The organism is Photobacterium alginatilyticum, from assembly GCF_009910675.1.
In the GTDB taxonomy this organism is placed as follows: domain Bacteria; phylum Pseudomonadota; class Gammaproteobacteria; order Enterobacterales; family Vibrionaceae; genus Photobacterium; species Photobacterium alginatilyticum.
This window is the reverse complement of sequence record NZ_RSEJ01000027.1, coordinates 83,057-104,367: the sequence shown is the minus strand read 5'-3', so window position 1 is coordinate 104,367 and position 21,311 is coordinate 83,057. Positions and strand designations below refer to the sequence as shown.

Here is a 21,311-nt window from a genome sequence, read left to right as displayed (position 1 = left end):
ACTATTCACGATTGCGACACTGGCACTTCCAATGTGGCATGCAATGCACCGTCTGCACCACGGTATGCACGACCTGAAATTCCACACAGGCGTGGCGGGTAAAGTAGCGTGTTACGCTTCTGCCTTCCTGGTATCTGCACTGGCGGTTATCTTTGTCTTCATGATCTAATCTCAAGACAAGAAATTACCGCTACAAAAAAGCACCGCACGAGCGGTGCTTTTTTTATTCATGCTCTTGAGCCAGCATTATTTCTTCGGGTTCGACTCGGCCATTTTCTGGCTCTGCTCTAAAATACCTAACGCCCCGAAACCTGTGATCACATCAAGGTTGGTGGTTAGCTTTCCGCCTTCACTGCCGCCAAAATAGTTATTAGGCATCTGCACCTGGTAGTTCTTCAGGTTCTGGTACAGCGCCGTCGAGACATCGCGGTTCAGCTCGGCCAGATACACATCACGGTTCGCACCGTAGGCATCATATTTCGCTTTCAGGATCTCCGCTTCCGCACGACCCTTGGCCAAAATCGCCTTCGCTTCATACTCTGCAGAAAGCGCATTGGCCTTTTGGATTTCGAGGTTTGCCTGAGCGATCGCCAGCTCTTTCTCTTTGTCTACCTCAGCTAGGCGTTTCTTTTTCTCGACCTCTACAATCTCCCGTTCCGCGATCTGGCGAGCAACTTCGACTTCTTTTTGCTGGGCAATAATCGCCAGCTCTTTGTTACGCTGGGCATCCTGTACCTCACGGGTACGCTGGATTTCTTTGCGCAACTGTTCGGTTTCGGCCTGCGCCTTTGAGGTTTCCTGCTCCTGGATGGCACGAATACGATCGGCAACCAGACGCTTCTTATCCATTAGCAGCTTGTTCAATTGGTCTTCCGGCTTCGGATCACCGATTGTCACTTGGGTAACGGCAATACCGTATTGTTGTAGCGGGTTGTTCTGACGCTCGGGGTTACCCTGCGCATCCAATACCGGTACTGTCTTCCAAACCAACTGCTGGGTACGCTGCAGCTGATTAGAGTTGGACTGATTGACCCCAACCGGTGCCAAGTCAATCTGCTCGACCTCGACCTGGCGACGCTCTGTCATGTAAATACCGTCACGAAGCTGATCCCCCAGCTTGGACTTGAACTGATTAAGTCCGCCCTGGAAAAACTCTTCCCCGGTGTATTGGGTTGCGGTGATCACTGTAACATTGCGGGCATTTTTAACCAGCAAGGCATCAATCAAATTGCTGTTGTTACGAAACTCTCGGTGCATTTTTTTCACCGATTCAGGGTCAAGCGACAGCTTGAAACGGAAAGTTACGGGAATATTGCCGATATAGGTATCGGCAAAGCGTACCTGGATCGGAGGCAGGCGCTGGTAGAAGTCTTCACCCGTCGTATTACCATAAGAGACGGTAATCACCTGATCATATTTAGTGATCTTAGACAAGAATGGCATCCGGAAGTGAATCCCCGGCTCGTTAAACACGTCCAACTCACCCGTCACGTTGTTCTGATGCACGTAAGTATAACCGGCATCAGTCATTAGAACGGAGCTGTTAACGAGACCAATCAGTGCTGATACGCCGAGAATTCCCCCCACGATTGGCAATGATATTTTCTTCTTTAATGTTGTGCTTGCTTGCGGCTTAAAATCCATTTCTTCGTTTACCTAGCTATATTGTTGTTGCGAATAAATTAATAGAAACGATTCTAACAACAAATACAACCAGCTTCATAAAGACAATGCCAACAAACTAATATTACTGATTTTGCTTAAGTTACAGGCAACAAAAAAGGCCGCCGAGGCGACCTTTTTTCAACAGTAGGCAGTGATTACTTCACACGGCCTACGTATTCAGCGCTACGCGTATCAACTTTGACCACTTCACCAATCTGAATAAATAGCGGTACACGTACTACAGCACCTGTAGTTAGTGTTGCAGGCTTACCACCTGTACCCTGAGTATCACCTTTCAGACCTGGATCAGTTTCAACCACTTCCAGCTCAACAAAGTTAGGTGGAGTCACTGTGATTGGGTTACCGTTCCACAGCGTCAGCGTACAAGTATTGTTCTCTACCAGCCACTTCGCATTATCACCAACAGCTTTAACATCTGCAGCAAGCTGCTCGAATGTTTCGTTGTTCATGAAGTGGTAGAATTCACCATCGTTGTACAGGTAATCAAGATCGATGTCGATTACGTCTGCAGCTTCAACCGACTCACCAGACTTGAAAGTCTTTTCAAGCACCTTGCCTGAAAGTAGCTTACGGATCTTAACGCGGTTGAACGCCTGGCCTTTACCTGGCTTAACAAATTCGTTTTCGATAATGACACATGGTTCATTATCTAGCATAATTTTCATTCCGCCGCGGAATTCATTGGTGCTGAAAGACGCCATTTCTATCCTCTTAACATCTTCGAGTTGTATTTAATGCCGCATATAATAACCCGAAACGCATCAACTGTTGAGCAAAACTGGCTCAATGATCTAGCGAATGCGATATCCGATCCCTTTCTGCTGCTCAAAACCCTGGAAATTGATCCGACTCCCTGGGAATCTGGCCTCGCAGCCCGGAAATTATTTGCGCTCCGTGTTCCTATGAGCTTTGTCGAAAGAATGGAAGTTGGCAACCCCTACGACCCGTTACTGCGACAAGTACTCCCGCTCGAAGAAGAGTTCGAGGTACATAGCGGTTATTCCCTCGATCCGCTGGAAGAGCAGGACAATGCCATTCCCGGCCTGCTGCACAAATACAAGAACCGGGTGTTGATGATTGTAAAAGGAGGCTGCGCGGTCAACTGCCGCTACTGCTTCCGCCGTCATTTCCCCTACGGGGACAACAAGGGCAGCAAGCGCCACTGGCAGACCGCACTCGACTATATTGCAACCCAGCCCGAGGTCAACGAGGTCATTCTTTCCGGCGGTGATCCTCTGATGGCCAAGGATCATGAGCTACAATGGCTGATCGAAAGGATCGACCGGATCCCGCATATCAAACGTCTTCGGATCCACTCTCGCCTGCCCGTGGTACTTCCGGCACGTATTAACGAACAACTGTGCATGCTGCTTAAGCAAAGCCGATTGCAGACGGTTCTGGTGACTCACATCAACCATGCCAACGAAATCAATGACGAATTTCGCCAGGCGATGACCAAACTCAAGCAGGCCAATGTCACGCTACTCAACCAAGGTGTTCTGCTGAGAGGGGTGAATGATTCGGTCGGTGCCCTCTCGCAACTGAGCGAGGCCCTGTTTGATGCCGGTATCCTGCCCTACTACCTCCACGTACTGGACAAGGTACAGGGCGCGGCTCACTTCATGGTCGATGACGAACAGGCCCGCAAGCTCATCGCCGGGCTCCTGGAAAATGTCTCGGGCTATCTGGTGCCCCGCCTGACCCGAGAAATTGGGGGAAGAAACAGCAAAACCCCGCTTGATCTTCACCTCGAGTAATCTCCCTGTTAGTCCCACCTAACTCGATGGGTTTGCGCGATAAGTAACGCAAACCCACTTTCAGCATACCTCTACATCCACTTCTTATCTCCGCCTCTTATCTCCGCCCATTCTTTCAGCAAAACGTAGAAAAAAACAGCGAACGACGTTCGTCCCCTTAAGTGCTTTGAGTGATCTGTCGCATATTGTCCATGCAACACAATTATGGAACGAATATCACATGATAAGAAGCAACTAACAAAATGAACCTTAAAACTAAATTATCGGCATGTTTTGCAGCTCTCTCACTCATCATCATCCTGGTGCTATCCACTTTTTCCTACCAGGCTTTGCAAGACAGAACCATTAGCAGCCTGAATACCGAGCTGACAACGGCAGCCCATGCCACCAATAAAATAATCGGTGACGGGCGACATGATCACCTGGACAAAGCCGGCAGCAACTACGACGACATTTCCCGCAACCTGACCAGCTTCACCCAGGCTTCAGATTTGGATTGGGCCTACTCCACCGTGATGAAAAACGGTCGAGTATATTACACCTATATCAACCAAACCGATGACGAGGCACGCTCAGGTCGCTACCAAAACTGGTACCTGGAAGAATACAAGATCGTGCCGAAAATGCTGCACAAGGCCTTTGCTACCCAACAGGTTCAATTCGAAGAATACCAAGGTGAATACGGCCGGTACCGCTCGATTTTCGTGCCGTTTCGCACACAGGCAGGCGACACCTATGTCATCGGTGTCGATGTCTCCCTGAGTGAAGTCGATGCAATGATCGAAGGCGAACTTAAGCTGGTCTGTATCACTGCGGTGATCGTAATGGCACTGGCTCTGATTGTCGCCCGTCTTTTTGCCAATCGTCTTGTCGCGCCTATTAATGCCCTCAATGCCGTACTGCTCAACATTGCCAATGGGGACTGGAACCTGACCCAGCAAGTGCCGGTAACCAGCAAAGACGAAGTCGGCACCATGTCGCAGTCATTCAATACTTTCATGGTCGCCTTGCGTGAGCGCCTGCTGGAAATCAACCAGTCCACAGACAGCGTAGCAGCCGTTAGCACCCAGCTCGACAGTCTGATTCAAGCCGTAACCGAACGCTCCGTCGAACAGGCCGAGAATGTCGGCAACAGTGCAACCGCCATCGAAGAGCTGGCAACCAGCTCTCAGAGCATCTCGGAAGTGGTCACTCTCGCCAACCAAAAGATGACCCATTTCGAGCAACATACCCAGGACACTGTCGGGGCTATCAACCATGCCGTGACAGGCATGCAGAGCGTCCAGCTCGAAACAAATACCGTTGCCGAAAAGCTTCACCAGCTTGATGGCCGTGCCAATGACATTAACTCCATTGTCGAGGTGATCAAAGATATCGCCGACCAGACCAATTTGCTGGCGCTCAATGCCGCCATCGAGGCTGCCCGGGCCGGCGAGCAGGGACGCGGGTTTGCCGTCGTCGCCGATGAGGTTCGCCAGCTGTCAGAACGCACAGCCAAGGCTACGGTAGAGATCGGCTCCATGATCAATACCATCCAAAGTGATACCAGCGGGGCCACCGACACCATGCAATCTGCCGTCGGACAGGTCGATAACTGCGTACAGCACGCCGATCAGGCCAATGAATCCCTCAACGGCTTCCGCACTGAAATTACGTCGGTCACCGAAGGAATGGAAGAAATCACCGAATCCGTCAAGGAACAGGCTTTCGCCGCCGAGCACCTGTCATCCAATGTCGCCGCACTCAGCAGCAGCGCTGATGAGAACCGACTCTCGACCCAAGAAGCCCAGCAAGGGGTCGAGGAGCTCAAACGCCGGGCGACTGAACTGCGCAAAGTGGTGCAGCTGTTCACCCTATAAATTAACAGCCTTTTTTAACCGTAAAGAATAGGAAATACATTTTGAAACTGAAGCTTAGCCTCCTTGCTCTTGCCCTAACGGGCCACACTGCCGTTGATGCCGCCCCTCTGCTGGTTGATTTTGACAACAGCGAACGCGAAGAGCGCATTCAATCAAGCAATGCATGGCTAGAAATCGATACCCAGGCTTTCTCAGGCAACATTCAGTTACTCCAGAATCAGCTCAACGCCGAGACAAAGATCTGCGCCATCATGAAAGCCGACGCGTACGGCAATGGCATTGCAGGCCTGATGCCGAGCATCATCGCCAATCAGGTACCGTGCGTGGGGATCACCAGCAACGAAGAAGCTCGCGTCGTACGTAAGCATGGCTATACCGGCAAAATCATGCGCGTGCGTGCAGCAAGCAAGAACGAAATCGAGGCCGGGCTGGAATACCAGATGGAAGAGCTAATCGGCACCAAGGCACAAGCCGATCAAATCATCGATATTGCCCGGGCCCACGGCACCACCATTCCTGTTCACCTCGCACTGAATACCTCAGGCATGGGCCGTAACGGCCTGGATCTGACAACTTATGAAGGGCAGGTAGAAGGAGTCGAGATCGCCGGCAACCCGAGCCTGGAAATTGTCGGTATGATGACCCACTTCCCGAACGAAGGCCTTGACGAAATCAAGCGCAAGGTCGATCGCTTCAAGGTAGAAACCCAGTGGTTGATGGACAGTGCCGGGCTTGAGCGGGAAGACATTACTCTTCATGTTGCCAACTCGTACATTACCCTGAACCTGCCTGAAGCTCATCTTGATATGGTTCGCCCGGGCGGCATGCTTTACGGTGATTATCCGGCGACGGCACCGTATCAGCGTATCGTCTCTTTCAAAACTCGCGTCGCATCGCTTCACCACTTCCCGGCAGGCAGCACCATCGGCTACGGTAGCACAAAAGTGTTAGAGCGCGACTCTGTTCTGGCTAACCTGCCTATCGGCTACTCTGATGGCTTTGCCCGCTCTTTAAGTAACAAGGCGGACGTACTGATCAACGGCCAGCGCGCGAAAGTGATGGGAATGGCGTCGATGAATACCACGATGGTCGATGTCACCGACATCATCGATGTACAGGCCAATGACGAAGTGGTTATTTTTGGCCACCAGGGCGCAGAGCACATCACTGGCGAAGAGACCGAAGAGAAAAGCGGTCGCATTCTACCGGAGCACTATACGGTTTGGGGAGCAACCAACCCACGTATCTACCGCTAAGGACGACCTCATCGACATTCAAGGCCAGCGTCATGCTGGCCTTTTCTTGATAGCGATATTTCACACGTACAGCTTTGCCCGTCTAAAACAGCTAATTGATGCACCTTTCACCTCACCACAAGACAAATGCAAAACATTAAGTTAAACGTCTGATTTTTATGGGCTTATTTACGTACAGCTTTTCTAGCTTTTTTCCTGACAAACTCAACATGCCTCTAAAAGGCTACCGCAAGCCAAATGCTTCCTTCGAAATCACCGGGTTCAAGCAAATTCCCTTGTTCAGACGATAAAAAAATATCATCGCCATTTCGCTCGCTTTTCAGCCATTTCGGGCGCATAGTCGCGCTCCATTCAGCAGGATAGAAGGCAGCCAAACTTCCCTTGCTGAGCCTTTCTGACTATTGATAACGAGTAACGCAATGAAAATTGGCATTTTATCCCAGAACGAAAACCTGTATTCCACCCGTCGCCTGCGCCTAGCCTGCGAAGAGCGTGGCCACGAGGCAGTAATCATCAATGCACTGCGTTGTTATATGAATATCAACTCGGTACAGCCGTCGATTCATTTCGAGGGTAATGATTTAACCGGCTTTGATGCCATCATTCCCCGTATTGGTTCAGACATTACGTTCTATGGCTGCTCGGTACTGCGTCAGTTTGAAATGATGGATGTATTTTCGGTCAATCAGTCCATTGCGATTTCTCGTTCTCGCGACAAACTGCGCTCGCTGCAGCTACTCAGTCGCAAAGGCATCGGGATGCCAATTACCGGGTTTGCCAGCAAACCCGACGATGTCCCCGATCTGATCAAGATGGTCGGCGGTGCACCGCTAGTGATCAAGCTGCTCGAGGGCACCCAGGGAATCGGTGTCGTACTGGCAGAAACCCAGAAAGCGGCCGAGAGCGTGATTGAAGCCTTTATGGGCCTAAAAGCCAATATCATGGTGCAGGAGTTTATCGAGGAGGCCGGCGGTGCCGATATTCGCTGCTTTGTGATTGGCGACAAGGTGATAGCAGCAATGAAACGCCAGGCTGCCGACGGAGAGTTCCGTTCGAACCTGCACCGTGGCGGCAGTGCCGCTATCATCCGGATCAGCCCGGAAGAGCGCAAGACGGCCGTTGCTGCCGCCAAGGCGATGGGGCTCAGCGTTGCCGGTGTTGACCTGCTGCGCTCAAAACGCGGGCCACTGGTGATGGAAGTCAACTCCTCACCGGGGCTGGAAGGGATAGAGAGTGCCACAGGCAAGGACATTGCCGGCCTGATTGTCGAGTTCATCGAAAAGCATGCCGCCAAGAAAGGGCGCCGCCGGCTACCGTTTCAATAAACCAGGAGAAAATGCAATGTGGCCTGACATTGCCCCCTTTGCGTGGCCTGCGCTAATGAAATGCGGGATCTGCGGCGCTCTGATCGGTTTGGAGCGCCAGCTACGAGGCAAACCGGTGGGGATCCGTACATCGACCTTAATCATTGTCGGCACTTACTGCTTTATCACGCTCGGGCGAACACTGTCTGACAGCAATGCCGACATTGCCCGTGTCATGGCCCAGGTGATCACCGGTATCGGCTTCCTCGGTGCCGGTGTGATGATGAACCGTGACGGCCAAATACACGGCGTGACATCAGCGGCTGTGGTCTGGATGCTGGCCGCGCTAGGCGTCACCATCGGGCTGGGCTATGGTCAGAGCGCGGTGATTATGACGGGCGTCATGATTGCGGTACTGCTCGGCGTCGACAAGCTGGAAAACAGCCTACGCTTTCTGCGCAAGGGGGTTCACGCCCATTGGTCTGACCGTCGTCAGCGCAAACTAATGAAGCGTACCCCGCCTCCGGCTCAATCCGGGGGATAAACCGTACACCTTTCCACGAAAGGTACAACTTAAAGCTGAGCAAAACAAAACTTTAATACAATAACTTGCATCACCAATTTAAGTTGTTGTTTTAAAAGGAGATAATCTTGTTCAGTTTTTCGAGCTTTTTTCCTTTAAAGCTTGTCGTGGTTAAAATGCGACATTACTCTGGAGTATGTACAGCTTTTCTTTTCTGAGACAGCTTTTATGTGAGCAAATAGAACACCTAGATCTAATAACCCTAGCTCTAAATGTAAATTACTGAATTTAAACAACAAAAATACAGTACAGCTTTTCCAGCTTTTTCTCCGGAGAACCCTGCACAGCCTTTTTATGGCTTTTCCCTTCTCATAATGTCGAACATGATCAGCAAACAGAGCTTTGTTCAGCAAAAAGCTGAGCGAAAGTAACACCATGAACTGATGACTTCAAATGTAAATGTAAGCCATTGTTTTAAATAACAATAATAAGCGTACAGCTTTTTAAGGGATTTCACGGATGAACTGTTCGAGGAAAGAAAAGCAACCTTAACCGTCAAGGAAGATAGTTGATACGATAACATTTTGTCAGAAACCCGCCGCTTCTGTGCAATATACGACAGGCACAAAAAAGCTGGAGACAAGGCTCCAGCTTCAAGAATTTTTCAACTCAACGCTAGGTAGTTCAAGAGCAAGGAGGAAGCGCGCAGTTTACGCTAGTAAATGAGCACTTCCGACACCGCTATTGGGCTAACTAGCTAAGAGGTGATAAGTTCGACTACATCATGCCGCCCATACCACCCATACCACCCATGCCGCCCATGTCAGGCATTGCAGGAGCAGAATCTTGTGGTAAGTCAGTAACCATCGCTTCGGTAGTGATCATCAGGCCAGCAACAGAAGCCGCAAACTGCAGTGCAGAACGCGTTACTTTTGTTGGGTCCAGGATACCCATTTCGATCATGTCGCCGTACTCGCCAGTTGCCGCGTTGTAACCGTAGTTACCTTCGCCAGCACGAACGTTGTTAGCAACCACAGACTCTTCGTCACCGGCATTCTTGGTAATTTGACGAATTGGAGACTCCATAGCGCGTAGTGCAACACGGATACCGACGTTCTGCTCTTCGTTTGCGCCTTCAAGGCCAGCAACTTTAGAAGCCGCACGGATTAGGGCAACACCACCACCAGCAACCACGCCTTCTTCTACCGCTGCACGCGTTGCGTGTAGGGCATCTTCAACACGGTCTTTCTTCTCTTTCATTTCAACTTCAGTAGCAGCACCTACTTTGATTACTGCAACACCGCCTGCTAGCTTAGCAACACGCTCCTGAAGTTTTTCTTTGTCGTAGTCTGAAGTCGCTTCTTCAATCTGCTGACGAATTTGAGCAACACGGCCCTCAATCATCGCTTCTTCACCCATACCATCGATGATAGTGGTGTTTTCTTTAGTGATTGTTACACGCTTCGCCTGACCCAAGTCTTCAAGCTGAACTTTCTCAAGTTCCAGACCGATTTCCTCAGAAATCACTGTACCCGCTGTCAGTACCGCAATATCTTGCAGCATTGCTTTACGACGGTCACCGAAACCAGGTGCCTTAACAGCAGCTACTTTCACGATACCGCGCATGTTGTTCACAACCAGCGTCGCCAGAGCTTCGCCTTCTACGTCTTCTGCAATGATAAGCAGTGGACGAGACGCTTTCGCTACCGCTTCCAGAGTCGGCAGTAGTTCACGGATGTTAGAGACTTTCTTGTCAACAAGCAGGATGAATGGGTTTTCCAGATCAACTGAACCCGCTTCCTGGTTGTTGATGAAGTAAGGAGACAGGTAACCGCGGTCGAACTGCATACCTTCAACAACGTCTAGCTCATCGTGAAGAGCCTGACCTTCTTCAACCGTGATAACACCATCACGGCCTACTTTATCCATTGCTTCTGCGATGATGTTACCGACAGTCTCGTCAGAGTTTGCAGAGATAGTACCTACCTGAGCAATCGCCTTGGTATCAGCACATGGCACAGACAGTGTCTTTAGCTCTTCAACAGCAGCAATAACGGCTTTGTCGATACCGCGCTTAAGATCCATTGGGTTCATGCCCGCAGCAACTGCCTTAAGGCCTTCGTTAACGATAGACTGTGCAAGTACAGTCGCTGTTGTCGTACCGTCACCCGCCGCATCGTTGGCTTGAGAAGCAACTTCTTTAACCATCTGTGCGCCCATGTTCTGGAACTTGTCTTCCAGCTCGATTTCACGCGCAACAGAAACACCATCTTTAGTGATAGTTGGTGCACCGAAAGATTTGTCCAGAACAACGTTACGACCCTTAGGACCCAGTGTTACTTTTACTGCGTCAGCCAGAACGTTAACACCTTCCAGCATTTTAACTCGTGCATCGTTACCAAATTTAACGTCTTTAGCAGCCATGTCTTTCTTCCTTTCTTAATTCTTTATTCGTAGTGATCGGATTATTCAACGATTGCCATGATGTCATTTTCAGACATGATCAGGACTTCTTTACCGTCGATCTTCTCAGACTTCGTGCCGTAGCCTTCAGCAAAGATCACAGTATCACCAACTTTAACGTCCAGCGGCTGTACCGTGCCGTTTTCTAGGATGCGGCCTTTGCCTACTGCCAGTACTGTACCGCGAGTAGATTTTTCAGCTGCAGAACCAGTTAGAACGATGCCGCCGGCAGATTTTGATTCAACTTCTTGGCGCTCAACGATAACTCGGTCATGTAAAGGACGAATGTTCATCGGTCGTCTCTCCTGATTTTGGTAATATCCATACGATTAATAAAGCTAGCATGGTTTCACACTAACTTTTTCTGATAACTAAACATGTTGGGACGTTTTTCTGGATCCCAAGCCCCCGACGCTATTTTTTTAGAAAAATTCTCACAGACTTTTTGCCCGATCACACTCTTTGCTTTAGGGTAGGCGGGCATCCCGATAATGAGACAGCTATGGCAACAGAAAGAAAAGCAGACAAACATGGGCTTTTATCAGCGCCCATTCCTATCGTCCTGCGCCGGTTAACCGTTCCGATGGTATTCGGGATGGTTGCGATCTTGCTGTTTAACCTGGTCGACACCTTCTTTATCTCGCTGCTGGGCACCGAGGCACTGGCCGCGGTCAGCTTTACCTTTCCGGTCACCTTTGCCCTCAACTGTATCACCATGGGCGTCAGTGTCGGGATCTCAACCCGGGTAGGACGCCTACTGGGCAGCGGCGACAATCACACTGCCGCCCGGTTCGCCAGCCACGGCCTGTTGTTGGCCGTACTTTTGATGATCACAGCATCCAGTATAGGCCTGCTGACCCTCGAACCCTTATTTTCGCTCATCGGTGCATCACCGGAGCTATTGCCAATCATCAAGCAATATATGGATATCTGGTATCTGGCTATTCCGTTGCTGGTCATACCGATGGCGGGCAACAGTGCCATCCGGGCCACCGGTGACGCCAAGACACCGGCCAAGATCATGATGCTGGCCGGTGTGATCAACGGTGTACTCGATCCTTTACTGATCTTTGGCTATGGTCCGTTTCCCGAACTGGGCGTAAGAGGTGCGGCGATAGCCAGCGGGATCAGCTGGGCCTTCGCCCTGATCTGCTCCCTCTATATTTTAATCAAGAGAGAAAAACTGCTGGCGATGCCGCAGCTGAGGTTGCTCGGCAGGGACTGGCAGCAAATCATGCAGGTCGGCACCCCGGCAGCCCTGTCCAATGCCCTGACTCCCCTGTCCGGAGCCATATTAATGTCGCTGCTTGCCTATCAGGGCACCACCTCGGTGGCCGCCTACGGCGCCGCGATGCGAATCGAATCCCTGCTGGTGCTCGTGATGATGGCGCTGGGCTCGGCACTAATGCCGTTCATGGCCCAGAACCTAGGCGCCAACAACCCGCAACGTGCCTTCAAGGCAATGTTTACCGCGATGCGCTTTGCCATTCTGTTCCAACTGCTGATATTCATCATGATGGTACCGCTCAGTTGGCCGTTATCTGCATTGTTCAGTCAGGACAGCGCCGTTCAGGAACAACTCTGGCACTACTTGATTGTGGTCCCGATCAGCTACGGCATGCAGGCCGTGTGCATGCTGCTCATCAGCGCTCTCAACGCTATGCACAAATCCGTCCATGCCCTGGTGTGGAATCTGCTGCGGCTGTTTGCCTTCTTGCTGCCGGCGGCATGGCTGGGCAGTTGGATCAACGGCACCGAAGGGTTATTTGTCGGCATTGCCATCGCCAACTTGCTGAGCGGTATCGGGGCATACCTGTACGCGGTCAAAATGCGGCGGCACATGTACAGCAGTCTGGCCAATCCAAGCTAAAGATCACACCTTTGGGCCGACAATAAATATGAACAGCATTAACAAAAAGGCAGCCATTCGGCTGCCTTTCTACATTCACATTGTTGCACAATGCTTGCCGCGACTATTTAAGGCAGCCGGCGATCATTGTTGTCCTTGTCTTCATCTTTACGCTCATACTCACCATCGAACACATCACCATCTGACGGACGCTGATTGAATGAGTCCGAACGGTGGTCAAACGGCCCCTGGCCGCTGAAGCCCTGACCGCCACCGAAACCGGCACTAAAGCCCGAGCCCATGTTCTGGACCTTCACCCGACTCATCAGCTGCTTGGCCAGCATTGCACGCGGTGCCGGAAGCAATACCAGCATCCCCAGTGCATCAGTCATAAAGCCCGGTGTCAGCAACAGTACCCCGGCAACAGCCAGCATCACCCCTTCGACAATTTGTTGAGCCGGCAACTCGCCTTGCTGCAGGCGGCTTTGCACCGACATAAGGGTGGCTATCCCCTGGCTCCGTACGAGCGATGCCCCGACAACCGCCGTTACCAACACCAGTGCAATCGTTGGCCATAGGCCCAGAAATCCCCCTAGCTGAACAAACAGGGCGATCTCAATAATCGGAACAACAATAAACAGAAATAGTAAAACAGGAAACACGACTCACCTCTTTGCGGTTGCGGTCTGTGATAAACGGGTATACGCGACACGGATGAAATCATCCGGAGTCATCACGCCAGGTTCTATCTTATAATATCGGGAACAAATAGCCCTTTTTCAACCTCTAGAGTGTACCAGAAGTCACTGCCTGAACCCACGCTGACTACGCAAAACAGAACCTTCACATTTTGTCATATTTGCTCATTAGTCGACATAAATCACCGGCGAGCTGTTAACACTAAATGTGATGTAGATCGTGTTTTTGTGCAAATGTTTTCAGCCAGATTAAAAAAGTGATCTGGATTATGTTTTTACCACTAAAGGGGAGTATTATCGGCTTCAGACAATAGGTGTCAGGTACGATCATCTAGCCAAAATCTCTGCGGAACGGATTCTAATCATTCAGAATTGGCTCAATAATTGAATTTCATTAGCAGATTCCACTAAGGCTACACTATGTCTCAGATGATTGATCTAGAAAAAAATGAAGCAACTCTAAACGTTGCAACCCGCATCGAAGAAGATCTTCTTGGCGATCGCCACGTCCCAGCTGACGCATACTGGGGTATTCACACTCTTCGTGCTGTTGAAAACTTCAACATTTCCAAAACGACTATTTCTGACGTACCAGAGTTTGTTCGCGGTATGGTTTTCACCAAGAAAGCCGCTGCAATGGCGAACAAAGAGCTGGGTGTTATCCCTTCTGATGTTGGCGAGTACATCGTTAAAGCGTGTGACGAGATCCTTGAAACAGGAAAGTGCATGGATCAGTTCCCGTCTGACGTTTACCAGGGCGGTGCCGGTACTTCAGTTAACATGAACGCCAACGAAGTGATTGCAAACCTTGCTCTTGAGCTAATGGGCAAAGAAAAAGGTGAGTATGACATCGTTAACCCTAACGACCACGTCAATAAGAGCCAGTCAACTAACTGTGCCTACCCAACAGGCTTCCGTGTCGCTGTATACAACAGCATCATGAACATGGTTGAAGCACTGGAGTACCTGAAAGGTGCGTTTGACGCGAAAGACAAAGAATTCGCTGACGTACTGAAAATGGGCCGTACCCAGCTGCAAGACGCCGTCCCAATGACTGTCGGTCAGGAATTCCACGCATTCGGCGTACTGATCAAAGAAGAAATTAAAAACCTTCGCCACACCGCCCAGCTTCTACTGGAAGTTAACCTGGGTGCAACGGCAATCGGTACCGGTCTGAACGCAGCAACAGGCTACCAGGAACTCGCCGTTCAGCGTCTGGCTGAAGTCACTGGTCTGCCATGCACACCAGCAGAAGACCTGATTGAAGCAACGTCTGACTGTGGCGCATATGTTATGGTTCACGGCGCGCTGAAGCGTACAGCCGTTAAGCTATCTAAGATCTGTAACGACCTGCGTCTGCTGTCTTCTGGTCCTCGTTCAGGTCTTAACGAGCTAAACCTTCCTGAAATGCAGGCAGGTTCTTCTATCATGCCAGCGAAAGTTAACCCGGTGATCCCAGAAGTAGTTAACCAGGTTTGCTTCAAAGTGATTGGTAACGACACCACCATTACTTTCGCAGCGGAAGCCGGTCAGCTTCAGCTGAACGTAATGGAGCCAGTGATCGGCCAGGCACTGTTCGAGTCTATCGACCTGCTGAAAAATGCCTCTATCAACCTACGCGACAAGTGTATCGACGGTATCACTGTGAACAAAGAAGTATGTGAAAGCTTCGTGTTCAACTCTATCGGTATCGTAACGTACCTGAACCCGTTCATCGGCCACCACGAAGGTGACATCGTCGGTAAGATCTGTGCTGAAACAGGCAAGAGCGTCCGTGATGTTGTCCTAGAGCGTGGTCTGCTGACTGAAGCTCAGCTAGATGACATCTTCTCAGTTCAGAACCTGATGCACCCAGAATATAAAGCGAAGCGCTACAACTAATAAAGCGCAAACGCGATAAAACCCGGCGGATTGTCAGGATGAGAGTCCGCCATTTTTTTGCTACAGATTTCCCCCTTTTATATTTTTTAACTTTAAAGACAGGACAATCTCATGATTGGTGTAGAACTCTTTGTCGTTCTTGCGTTTATCTATTTAGGCGCACGTATCGGCGGTATTGGTATTGGTTTTGCTGGCGGTGCCGGCGTATTGGTACTTTCTCTTCTTTTGGGTGTCGATGCAGGTAATATTCCTGTAGACGTTATCCTGATCATCATGTCAGTAATTACTGCCATTGCCGCGATGCAGGTTGCCGGTGGTATGGACTGGCTGGTTGATCTTGCTGAAAAATTTCTTCGAAAAAATCCTAAGCGCATCACTTTCTATGCGCCGATGGTCACTTACTTCATGACATTGCTAGCAGGTACCGGTCATACCGCGTTCTCTACCCTGCCGGTTATTGCGGAAGTTGCCAAAGAGCAAGGCGTCCGCCCTTCTCGCCCGCTTTCTATTGCAGTTGTGGCTTCACAAATTGCAATCACCGCATCGCCTATCTCTGCAGCGGTTGTTTTCTTCTCAGGCATTCTTGAACCGCTGGGAGTAGGCTACCTGACGCTACTGGCCGTTTGTATTCCAACTACGTTTGTCGCTTGTATGGCCGGTGCGTTTGTATCTAACTTCCTGGGCTGTGAGCTGAAAGACGATGCTATCTATAAAGACCGTCTGGCGAAGGGCCTGATCAAAATCCAGGGCGCGACCAAGCGTGAAATCCTGCCGACAGCGAAGCCTGCAACTTACATCTTTATTGCCGCTATCGTCGCGGTTGTTGCCTACGCAACCATGATTTCCAATGCTGTTGGTCTGATTGAAGATCCTGCACTTGGCCGTAACGACGCTATCATGGTATTCATGCTGACAGCGGCTATGGCTATCGTCACTATCACCAAGATTGATGCCTCTAAGATTGCCAATGCAGCAACGTTCAAGTCTGGTATGAGTGCTTGTGTGTGCGTACTGGGTGTGGCATGGCTGGGTGATACGTTCGTTTCTGGCCATATCACTGAAATCAAAGAACTGGCGGGTGAAATCCTGGAGCAGTACCCTTGGATGCTAGCCGTAACTCTGTTCTTTGCTTCTATGCTGCTTTACTCTCAGGGGGCAACGACTACTGCGCTAATGCCTGCCGCACTGGCTATCGGTGTCGCACCGCTAACGGCTATCGCTTCATTCGCAGCAGTAAGTGCGCTGTTCGTACTGCCTACTTACCCAACCCTGCTTGCCGCCGTTGAGATGGATGACACAGGTTCAACCCGTATCGGTAACCTGGTATTCAACCACCCGTTCTTTATTCCGGGTGTGGTAACAATCACGACCTCTGTCGCGCTGGGCTTTGCTGTTGGCGGTATCTTCCTGTAACAGCATCGACTGAAGATAAATGACAAAGGCTGCCTTCGGGTGGCCTTTTCTTTTTATCGGAGTAATAAGAAAGATAAAATGAAGGATTTGTTGTCTCCGCCTCATCCCGAGGCGAAGACAGCGAACCAATACGGATTCCGGCGTATTGGTTCAGCCCGGCTATATCGTCAATCCCGACGATCTACCCGGAACCATGTCTCAATTTGCTACAGATCAGGCTTAAGACAGGAAAGCCTGCCAGACAATAGTAGTGATTGAGCGAGCCAGGCGATAGAGGTAAAAGCGTTATGCAGCGATGCAAAAATGGAATGAAGTTAGACGACCTGCGCACTCTGATTGCAATTGCTCAACAAGGAAGTTTCAGAGCTGCAGCCAGTGCGCTAGATATTCCCCCGGCCACCCTTAGCAGACGGTTACAACGGCTGGAAGACACCCTGGGTAGCCAGCTGGTGATCCGTGACAGCCGCAACGTATCCCTGACGCCGTTGGGGCAGAGCTACGTTGAGCGCTGCCAGCCGCTGATTGACGAGCTCGAGACCACTACCAACGAGCTGCACGACAGCAGCCACGCCAATCCGCGCGGGGCACTTAGGATCTCGGCACCTGTCGGCCTGCTCACCTACCGGCTGATGCCGCTCTTTAACCAGTTTCTGGCCCGCTACCCGGACATCACGCTGTCGCTGAACCACCTGTCAAACCAGCATCACGACTACAGCCCGGAGCAATATGATGTCGTCTTTCGGGTCGGTCAGCAGCCGGACTCCAGTTTCGCCGCGGCCAAAATCGGCGAGTCACAGCGGATCCTGGTCGCCTCCCCCCATTACCTGACCAGCCAGGGAACCCCGGAGCATCCGCAGGATTTAAATCAGCACGCCCGCCTGGCCAGCGTACCAGAATTTGAGTGGGCACTTACCGACAGAAACGGTGCCGCCGATACAGAAACTTATTGGATAAACTCGCCGGTAAGAATGGCCATCGCGGATCTCAACAGCATCAAGCAAGCCGCCATTGACGGGCTAGGTATCGCCTGTCTGCCGAACTATGTCGTGGCCGATGCCTGCGAACAGGGCTTGCTGGCAACCATGATGGATAACTGGTACTCGCCACCGCGCCCGATTTATATGCTCTATCAGCGACTGGGGTATGTGCCTGCGCATGTACGCAGCTTTACCGATTTTATGCGTGACGCTTTAGGTAAGTAACCGCTTACCATCTTTTCGCTTTCATCATTTTAAAAGCCATTGTTTTTGCAGTAGATGAAACCAAACACTGAATAACACGGTCTGAGAGGGTATAGTAAAAACCCAAACTACCTCAACATGCAGTATTCACAGTGAGTTTGGGTATAAACCCCTGCAGACGAGTCTGATCTGAATGATGAAACTAAAACACTATTGCGGATTCTCCCGTTATCTTGCGCTTGTCGCACTGGCGGGAACGCTACTGGCCAGTGTCGCCAGCCTGCCCGTCCGGGCCGAATTTTCCCTACCGGGCTTTTCCGCCAGCAGTACCAACAAGTTTGTGACGGTCGACGAGGCCTTTCCTTTCAACTTCAGCCAGCAAGGCGAGGTGGTATACCTCGACTGGCAAGTGAAGCCCGGCTATTACCTGTACCAGCATCAGCTGTCGGTCACCTCCGACACTGCCGAGCTTGGCACCGTCGAGATTCCCGCCGGTCAGCCGTACCGAGACGAATTCTTCGGGGATGTCTTTATTTATACCGATCCGCTGACTGTCAGCGTACCGGTGCTGAAAGCTTCCAATGACTCAGTACTGACCGTTCGCTACCAGGGCTGCGCCAAGGCCGGATTTTGCTATCCGCCGGAAATCCGTCAGGTTCCGTTATCGGCAGTAACCGCCGGGGCCGCCCCGATCCCCCCCGCTGACACTGCGGCAGACAGCAAGGTAGTAAACCGCACCAGTACGACAGATGATACTGCGAAAGTAAGCACTAACATTGCTGGCAATAACCCGGTACCGGCCTCTGAGCAGGACAGGCTGGCCAGCGATTTGGCCGAGCAATGGTGGACGCCGCTGGTGTTTCTGGCTCTGGGTATCGGTCTGGCCTTTACCCCGTGCGTACTGCCGATGTATCCGATCCTGACCGGGATTGTGCTGGGGAACGGACAGCTCAGCCACGGACGAACCTTCCGTCTGTCGTTTACCTATGTCCAGGGCATGGCACTGACCTATACCCTGCTTGGTCTGGTGGTCGCCTCGGCCGGTATGCAATTTCAGGCCGCGCTGCAGCACCCTTATGTCCTGATCGGGCTGAGTATCATGTTTGTGCTGCTGGCCCTGTCGATGTTTGGGGCCTATACCCTGCAACTGCCAAGCAGTGTCCAGACCTGGCTCAGCAACCAGAGCAACAAACAGCACGGCGGCAATACCGGGGGCGTATTTGCGATGGGGGCTATCTCCGGCCTGGTTTGCTCTCCGTGCACCACCGCCCCGCTGTCAGGCGCCCTGATTTATGTCGCCCAGAGCGGTGACTTGCTAACCGGGGCCATCGCCCTATATGCACTGGGAATCGGCATGGGGATCCCGCTGATCCTGGCGGCGATGTTCGGCAACAAACTACTGCCTAAGGCCGGCAACTGGATGAACCATGTCAAAGTCTTCTTCGGCTTTGTTCTGCTGGCCGTCCCTGTCTTCCTGCTAGAGCGGATCCTGCCGCATAACCTGGTTCCTTACCTGTGGTCATTGCTGGGACTGGCCGCATTCGGCTGGCTGTATCATGTCAAAAACACCCTGGCGGTATCGTGGCGCAGCAGTACCCTGGCAGTGATTGCCATTGTCGGCCTGTTCGCCTCTGCCCAGCCGCTGTACCAGTCACTAACCGGAGGCAACACACCGTCAGTCAGCCAAGAGCCGGTCACCGTTGAATTTGAGCGTGTCAGCACCGTTGACGATCTGAATCTGGCGCTGGCCGAAGCCAAGGCCCAGGGTAAACCGGTGATGCTGGATTTCTATGCCGACTGGTGTGTCGCCTGCAAGGAGTTTGAGAAATACACTTTCCATGATCCGGCCGTAGCGCCCAAGCTGCAGCAATTTATCCTGCTGCAAGCTGACGTCACCAACAGCTCACCGGCTGATATCGAGTTGTTAAAAGAGATGGATGTACTCGGCCTGCCAACACTGGATTTCTGGGATGCCAAGGGCAACCGCATCAGCAATGCGCGCCTGACAGGCTTTATGGAAGCCTCACCGTTTCTCAACCATCTGGACAACCACAAACTTCTCAACTAGATCCGTGCCACCCACGACGAAAAAGAGCACCCCAGGGTGCTCTTCTTTATTTTCCTAACCGGCTTAGTGGCTCATAGCGGGCGATGATATCAACCGGTTCGTGCCCCTTTTCTGCATCATCCGAATCATCCATATCCTCAGGTTTGTCATCGTCGCGCAGTACATTGATAGCATCATGCATGTGCTTGAAAACCTGCCTGACATTCCAGCCCGGGGTCCATTCGATAACCGAGGTTTTCACGCAGACAGGCTGCTCAAGATCCGCTTTGACCAGATTGTCACAACATCGATGAATATGTCTCTGTATCCGCTCCGCCACAATTTCTGATCCCTCCGTATCCGTATCAGGCAACAAGACGGCAAACTCATCGCTGCCAACCCGGGCAATGAAATCCCGTGGCCGGTATACGCCGCGGCGCAGTCCCTTGGCAACACGCTTTAGCAGCACTTCATAAGCCTGATGGCCGCATGTCATGGTATAGAGCCGCAGTGGCTCTACACTCACAATCAACAGCGTCAGTTCGCTGTGGTGACGACGCGACGCCATGATCTCCCGCTCCAGCATCAACTCAAAATGCCGGCTGTTTTGCAGCCCGGTGATCGGATCGACCAGTGATACCGTGGCAAGCTCCTGACGCAGGCGCTGCTCTTCAAATTCATGAAAAACCGAGGAATGAAACCAGTGATAGAGACATTCGCGAACCACGATGACTATCGCCAGCCGGCTGATAACACTCAGAACAGTAAGTGCCTCGTGGTTGAGCTCTAAATACACCCCAGAGAACAAGAACGAGCCCAGTACAGGGCCAATGGCCAAATACATAGCCGGCGGGTAGCTAAAAAACGCCACCACCGAGAGGAAGATAAACAGATCGCTGTAGACATAGAGAGTGGAGAAATGGGAGTAATGGATCAGCAGCGGAAACAAGACCGCCCAGCAGCTTCCCAGCAACCCGGCCAGTGCCAGCGAGGCTATCTGCCATTTCACCTTGATCGGCATCACCTGCACCACCAGCCACAACACAAAGGCCGCCCCTCCCAGTAAGGCCAGGACGCCGCTAAATACCGACTTCACCTGACTTGTTACCGTTGGCTCTAGCCAAAACAGCTCGATAAATACCAGGCCCAACAGCAGCCCGGAGGTTACAATGATCAGTTTCCAGCCCTGTGCCTGGCGCTTGAATTGTTGCTGTTCAAAGTAGTCTCGCCCTGTCGTCCATGTCTCGATGTGTCGGATCATTCCCTATTTCCAAATTAACGCTATCCCATTGAAATAAAGCGACCAATTTGATCAATACCTTAATAAGCGATCTGTCATTGCTCAACATATCGCATAAGAGCCGATCCAGTTCAGATCTTGAGTGTTAACAAAT

Annotated in this window: 18 protein-coding genes; 11 read left to right on the top strand and 7 right to left on the bottom strand. The window is 51.3% G+C overall.

The genetic code is table 11. From position 1 onward, the window contains the following. On the top strand, positions 1–169 hold a 169-nt coding region (gene frdD / locus EIZ48_RS21990), incomplete at its 5' end, for a fumarate reductase subunit FrdD (RefSeq protein ID WP_338046941.1). Positions 170–246: 77 nt separating this feature from the next. Here frdD and EIZ48_RS21985 read toward each other — a convergent pair. Next, positions 247–1,644, bottom strand: coding sequence for an SPFH domain-containing protein (locus tag EIZ48_RS21985; RefSeq protein WP_160656357.1), 1,398 nt, complete (start codon positions 1,642–1,644; stop codon positions 247–249). A 176-nt stretch (positions 1,645–1,820) separates the two neighbouring features. Further along, positions 1,821–2,387: an elongation factor P gene (gene efp, locus EIZ48_RS21980; RefSeq protein WP_075768197.1), complete on the bottom strand. Its 567-nt coding sequence runs from the start codon at positions 2,385–2,387 to the stop codon at positions 1,821–1,823. A 33-nt stretch (positions 2,388–2,420) separates the two neighbouring features. Between efp and epmB the strand changes: the two genes are divergently transcribed. The 3 genes from epmB (at position 2,421) to alr (ending at position 6,558) form a co-directional block, all read left to right on the top strand. Beyond that, positions 2,421–3,443, top strand: a complete 1,023-nt coding sequence (gene epmB, locus EIZ48_RS21975; RefSeq protein WP_160656354.1) for an EF-P beta-lysylation protein EpmB — start codon at positions 2,421–2,423, stop codon at positions 3,441–3,443. A 242-nt stretch (positions 3,444–3,685) separates the two neighbouring features. After that, positions 3,686–5,302 (top strand): methyl-accepting chemotaxis protein, encoded by a 1,617-nt coding sequence (locus EIZ48_RS21970; RefSeq protein WP_160656351.1) that lies wholly within the window; start codon positions 3,686–3,688, stop codon positions 5,300–5,302. 41 nt (positions 5,303–5,343) lie between these two features. Further along, positions 5,344–6,558 carry an alanine racemase gene (alr, locus tag EIZ48_RS21965; RefSeq protein WP_160656349.1) on the top strand — a complete coding sequence of 405 codons (1,215 nt, stop codon included), beginning with the start codon at positions 5,344–5,346 and terminating at the stop codon, positions 6,556–6,558. Positions 6,559–6,773: 215 nt separating this feature from the next. Here the strand turns inward: alr and EIZ48_RS29795 are convergent, their stop codons facing one another. Next, entirely contained in the window at positions 6,774–6,896 is a 123-nt protein-coding gene (locus EIZ48_RS29795) for a hypothetical protein (protein WP_275690389.1), read from the bottom strand. A gap of 81 nt (positions 6,897–6,977) precedes the next feature. On the opposite strand from EIZ48_RS29795, the gene rimK reads away from it, so the two are divergent. Together rimK and EIZ48_RS21955 are read left to right on the top strand one after the other, a co-directional pair. Then, positions 6,978–7,883: a 30S ribosomal protein S6--L-glutamate ligase gene (gene rimK, locus EIZ48_RS21960; RefSeq protein ID WP_160656346.1), complete on the top strand. Its 906-nt coding sequence runs from the start codon at positions 6,978–6,980 to the stop codon at positions 7,881–7,883. 16 nt (positions 7,884–7,899) lie between these two features. Continuing rightward, positions 7,900–8,406 carry an MgtC/SapB family protein gene (locus tag EIZ48_RS21955; RefSeq protein WP_160656343.1) on the top strand — a complete coding sequence of 169 codons (507 nt, stop codon included), beginning with the start codon at positions 7,900–7,902 and terminating at the stop codon, positions 8,404–8,406. Between the two features lie 756 nt (positions 8,407–9,162). Here EIZ48_RS21955 and groL read toward each other — a convergent pair. Together groL and EIZ48_RS21945 are read right to left on the bottom strand one after the other, a co-directional pair. After that, on the bottom strand, positions 9,163–10,809 hold the full coding sequence (groL, locus tag EIZ48_RS21950) for a chaperonin GroEL (protein WP_160656341.1): 1,647 nt from the start codon (positions 10,807–10,809) through the stop codon (positions 9,163–9,165). Positions 10,810–10,850: 41 nt separating this feature from the next. Then, entirely contained in the window at positions 10,851–11,141 is a 291-nt protein-coding gene (locus tag EIZ48_RS21945) for a co-chaperone GroES (RefSeq protein ID WP_075768202.1), read from the bottom strand. Between the two features lie 209 nt (positions 11,142–11,350). On the opposite strand from EIZ48_RS21945, the gene EIZ48_RS21940 reads away from it, so the two are divergent. After that, a complete protein-coding gene (locus tag EIZ48_RS21940; protein WP_160656339.1) occupies positions 11,351–12,718 on the top strand; it encodes an MATE family efflux transporter in 1,368 nt (455 codons plus the stop codon). A 107-nt stretch (positions 12,719–12,825) separates the two neighbouring features. Here EIZ48_RS21940 and EIZ48_RS21935 read toward each other — a convergent pair whose 3' ends face one another. Continuing rightward, positions 12,826–13,359: an FxsA family protein gene (locus tag EIZ48_RS21935; protein ID WP_075768204.1), complete on the bottom strand. Its 534-nt coding sequence runs from the start codon at positions 13,357–13,359 to the stop codon at positions 12,826–12,828. A gap of 456 nt (positions 13,360–13,815) precedes the next feature. Here EIZ48_RS21935 and aspA point away from each other — a divergent pair, with 456 nt between their 5' ends. The 4 genes from aspA to EIZ48_RS21915 all read left to right on the top strand — a co-directional run bounded on the left by aspA (position 13,816) and on the right by EIZ48_RS21915 (position 19,938). Further along, positions 13,816–15,276: an aspartate ammonia-lyase gene (gene aspA / locus EIZ48_RS21930; RefSeq protein WP_083652199.1), complete on the top strand. Its 1,461-nt coding sequence runs from the start codon at positions 13,816–13,818 to the stop codon at positions 15,274–15,276. A gap of 111 nt (positions 15,277–15,387) precedes the next feature. Then, positions 15,388–16,689, top strand: a complete 1,302-nt coding sequence (locus tag EIZ48_RS21925; protein ID WP_075768205.1) for an anaerobic C4-dicarboxylate transporter — start codon at positions 15,388–15,390, stop codon at positions 16,687–16,689. A gap of 287 nt (positions 16,690–16,976) precedes the next feature. Continuing rightward, a complete protein-coding gene (locus tag EIZ48_RS21920; RefSeq protein WP_160656337.1) occupies positions 16,977–17,891 on the top strand; it encodes a LysR family transcriptional regulator in 915 nt (304 codons plus the stop codon). A 172-nt stretch (positions 17,892–18,063) separates the two neighbouring features. Beyond that, complete coding sequence (locus EIZ48_RS21915; protein WP_160656334.1) at positions 18,064–19,938, top strand: protein-disulfide reductase DsbD; 1,875 nt, start codon at positions 18,064–18,066, stop codon at positions 19,936–19,938. Between the two features lie 46 nt (positions 19,939–19,984). Here the strand turns inward: EIZ48_RS21915 and EIZ48_RS21910 are convergent, their stop codons facing one another. Next, positions 19,985–21,178 (bottom strand): GGDEF domain-containing protein, encoded by a 1,194-nt coding sequence (locus EIZ48_RS21910; RefSeq protein ID WP_160656330.1) that lies wholly within the window; start codon positions 21,176–21,178, stop codon positions 19,985–19,987. Between the last annotated feature and the right edge of the window lie 133 nt (positions 21,179–21,311).

Coding starts and splice junctions, on each gene's coding strand:
- aspA (WP_083652199.1), top strand. CDS start 13,816: ATGTCTCAGATGATTGATCTAGAAAAAAATGAAGCAACTCTAAACGTT.
- groL (WP_160656341.1), bottom strand. CDS start 10,809: ATGGCTGCTAAAGACGTTAAATTTGGTAACGATGCACGAGTTAAAATG.
- EIZ48_RS21920 (WP_160656337.1), top strand. CDS start 16,977: ATGCAGCGATGCAAAAATGGAATGAAGTTAGACGACCTGCGCACTCTG.
- rimK (WP_160656346.1), top strand. CDS start 6,978: ATGAAAATTGGCATTTTATCCCAGAACGAAAACCTGTATTCCACCCGT.
- EIZ48_RS21985 (WP_160656357.1), bottom strand. CDS start 1,644: ATGGATTTTAAGCCGCAAGCAAGCACAACATTAAAGAAGAAAATATCA.
- EIZ48_RS21915 (WP_160656334.1), top strand. CDS start 18,064: ATGATGAAACTAAAACACTATTGCGGATTCTCCCGTTATCTTGCGCTT.
- efp (WP_075768197.1), bottom strand. CDS start 2,387: ATGGCGTCTTTCAGCACCAATGAATTCCGCGGCGGAATGAAAATTATG.
- EIZ48_RS21940 (WP_160656339.1), top strand. CDS start 11,351: ATGGCAACAGAAAGAAAAGCAGACAAACATGGGCTTTTATCAGCGCCC.
- EIZ48_RS29795 (WP_275690389.1), bottom strand. CDS start 6,896: ATGCGCCCGAAATGGCTGAAAAGCGAGCGAAATGGCGATGATATTTTT.
- EIZ48_RS21970 (WP_160656351.1), top strand. CDS start 3,686: ATGAACCTTAAAACTAAATTATCGGCATGTTTTGCAGCTCTCTCACTC.
- EIZ48_RS21955 (WP_160656343.1), top strand. CDS start 7,900: ATGTGGCCTGACATTGCCCCCTTTGCGTGGCCTGCGCTAATGAAATGC.
- EIZ48_RS21910 (WP_160656330.1), bottom strand. CDS start 21,178: ATGATCCGACACATCGAGACATGGACGACAGGGCGAGACTACTTTGAA.
- EIZ48_RS21925 (WP_075768205.1), top strand. CDS start 15,388: ATGATTGGTGTAGAACTCTTTGTCGTTCTTGCGTTTATCTATTTAGGC.
- EIZ48_RS21945 (WP_075768202.1), bottom strand. CDS start 11,141: ATGAACATTCGTCCTTTACATGACCGAGTTATCGTTGAGCGCCAAGAA.
- epmB (WP_160656354.1), top strand. CDS start 2,421: ATGCCGCATATAATAACCCGAAACGCATCAACTGTTGAGCAAAACTGG.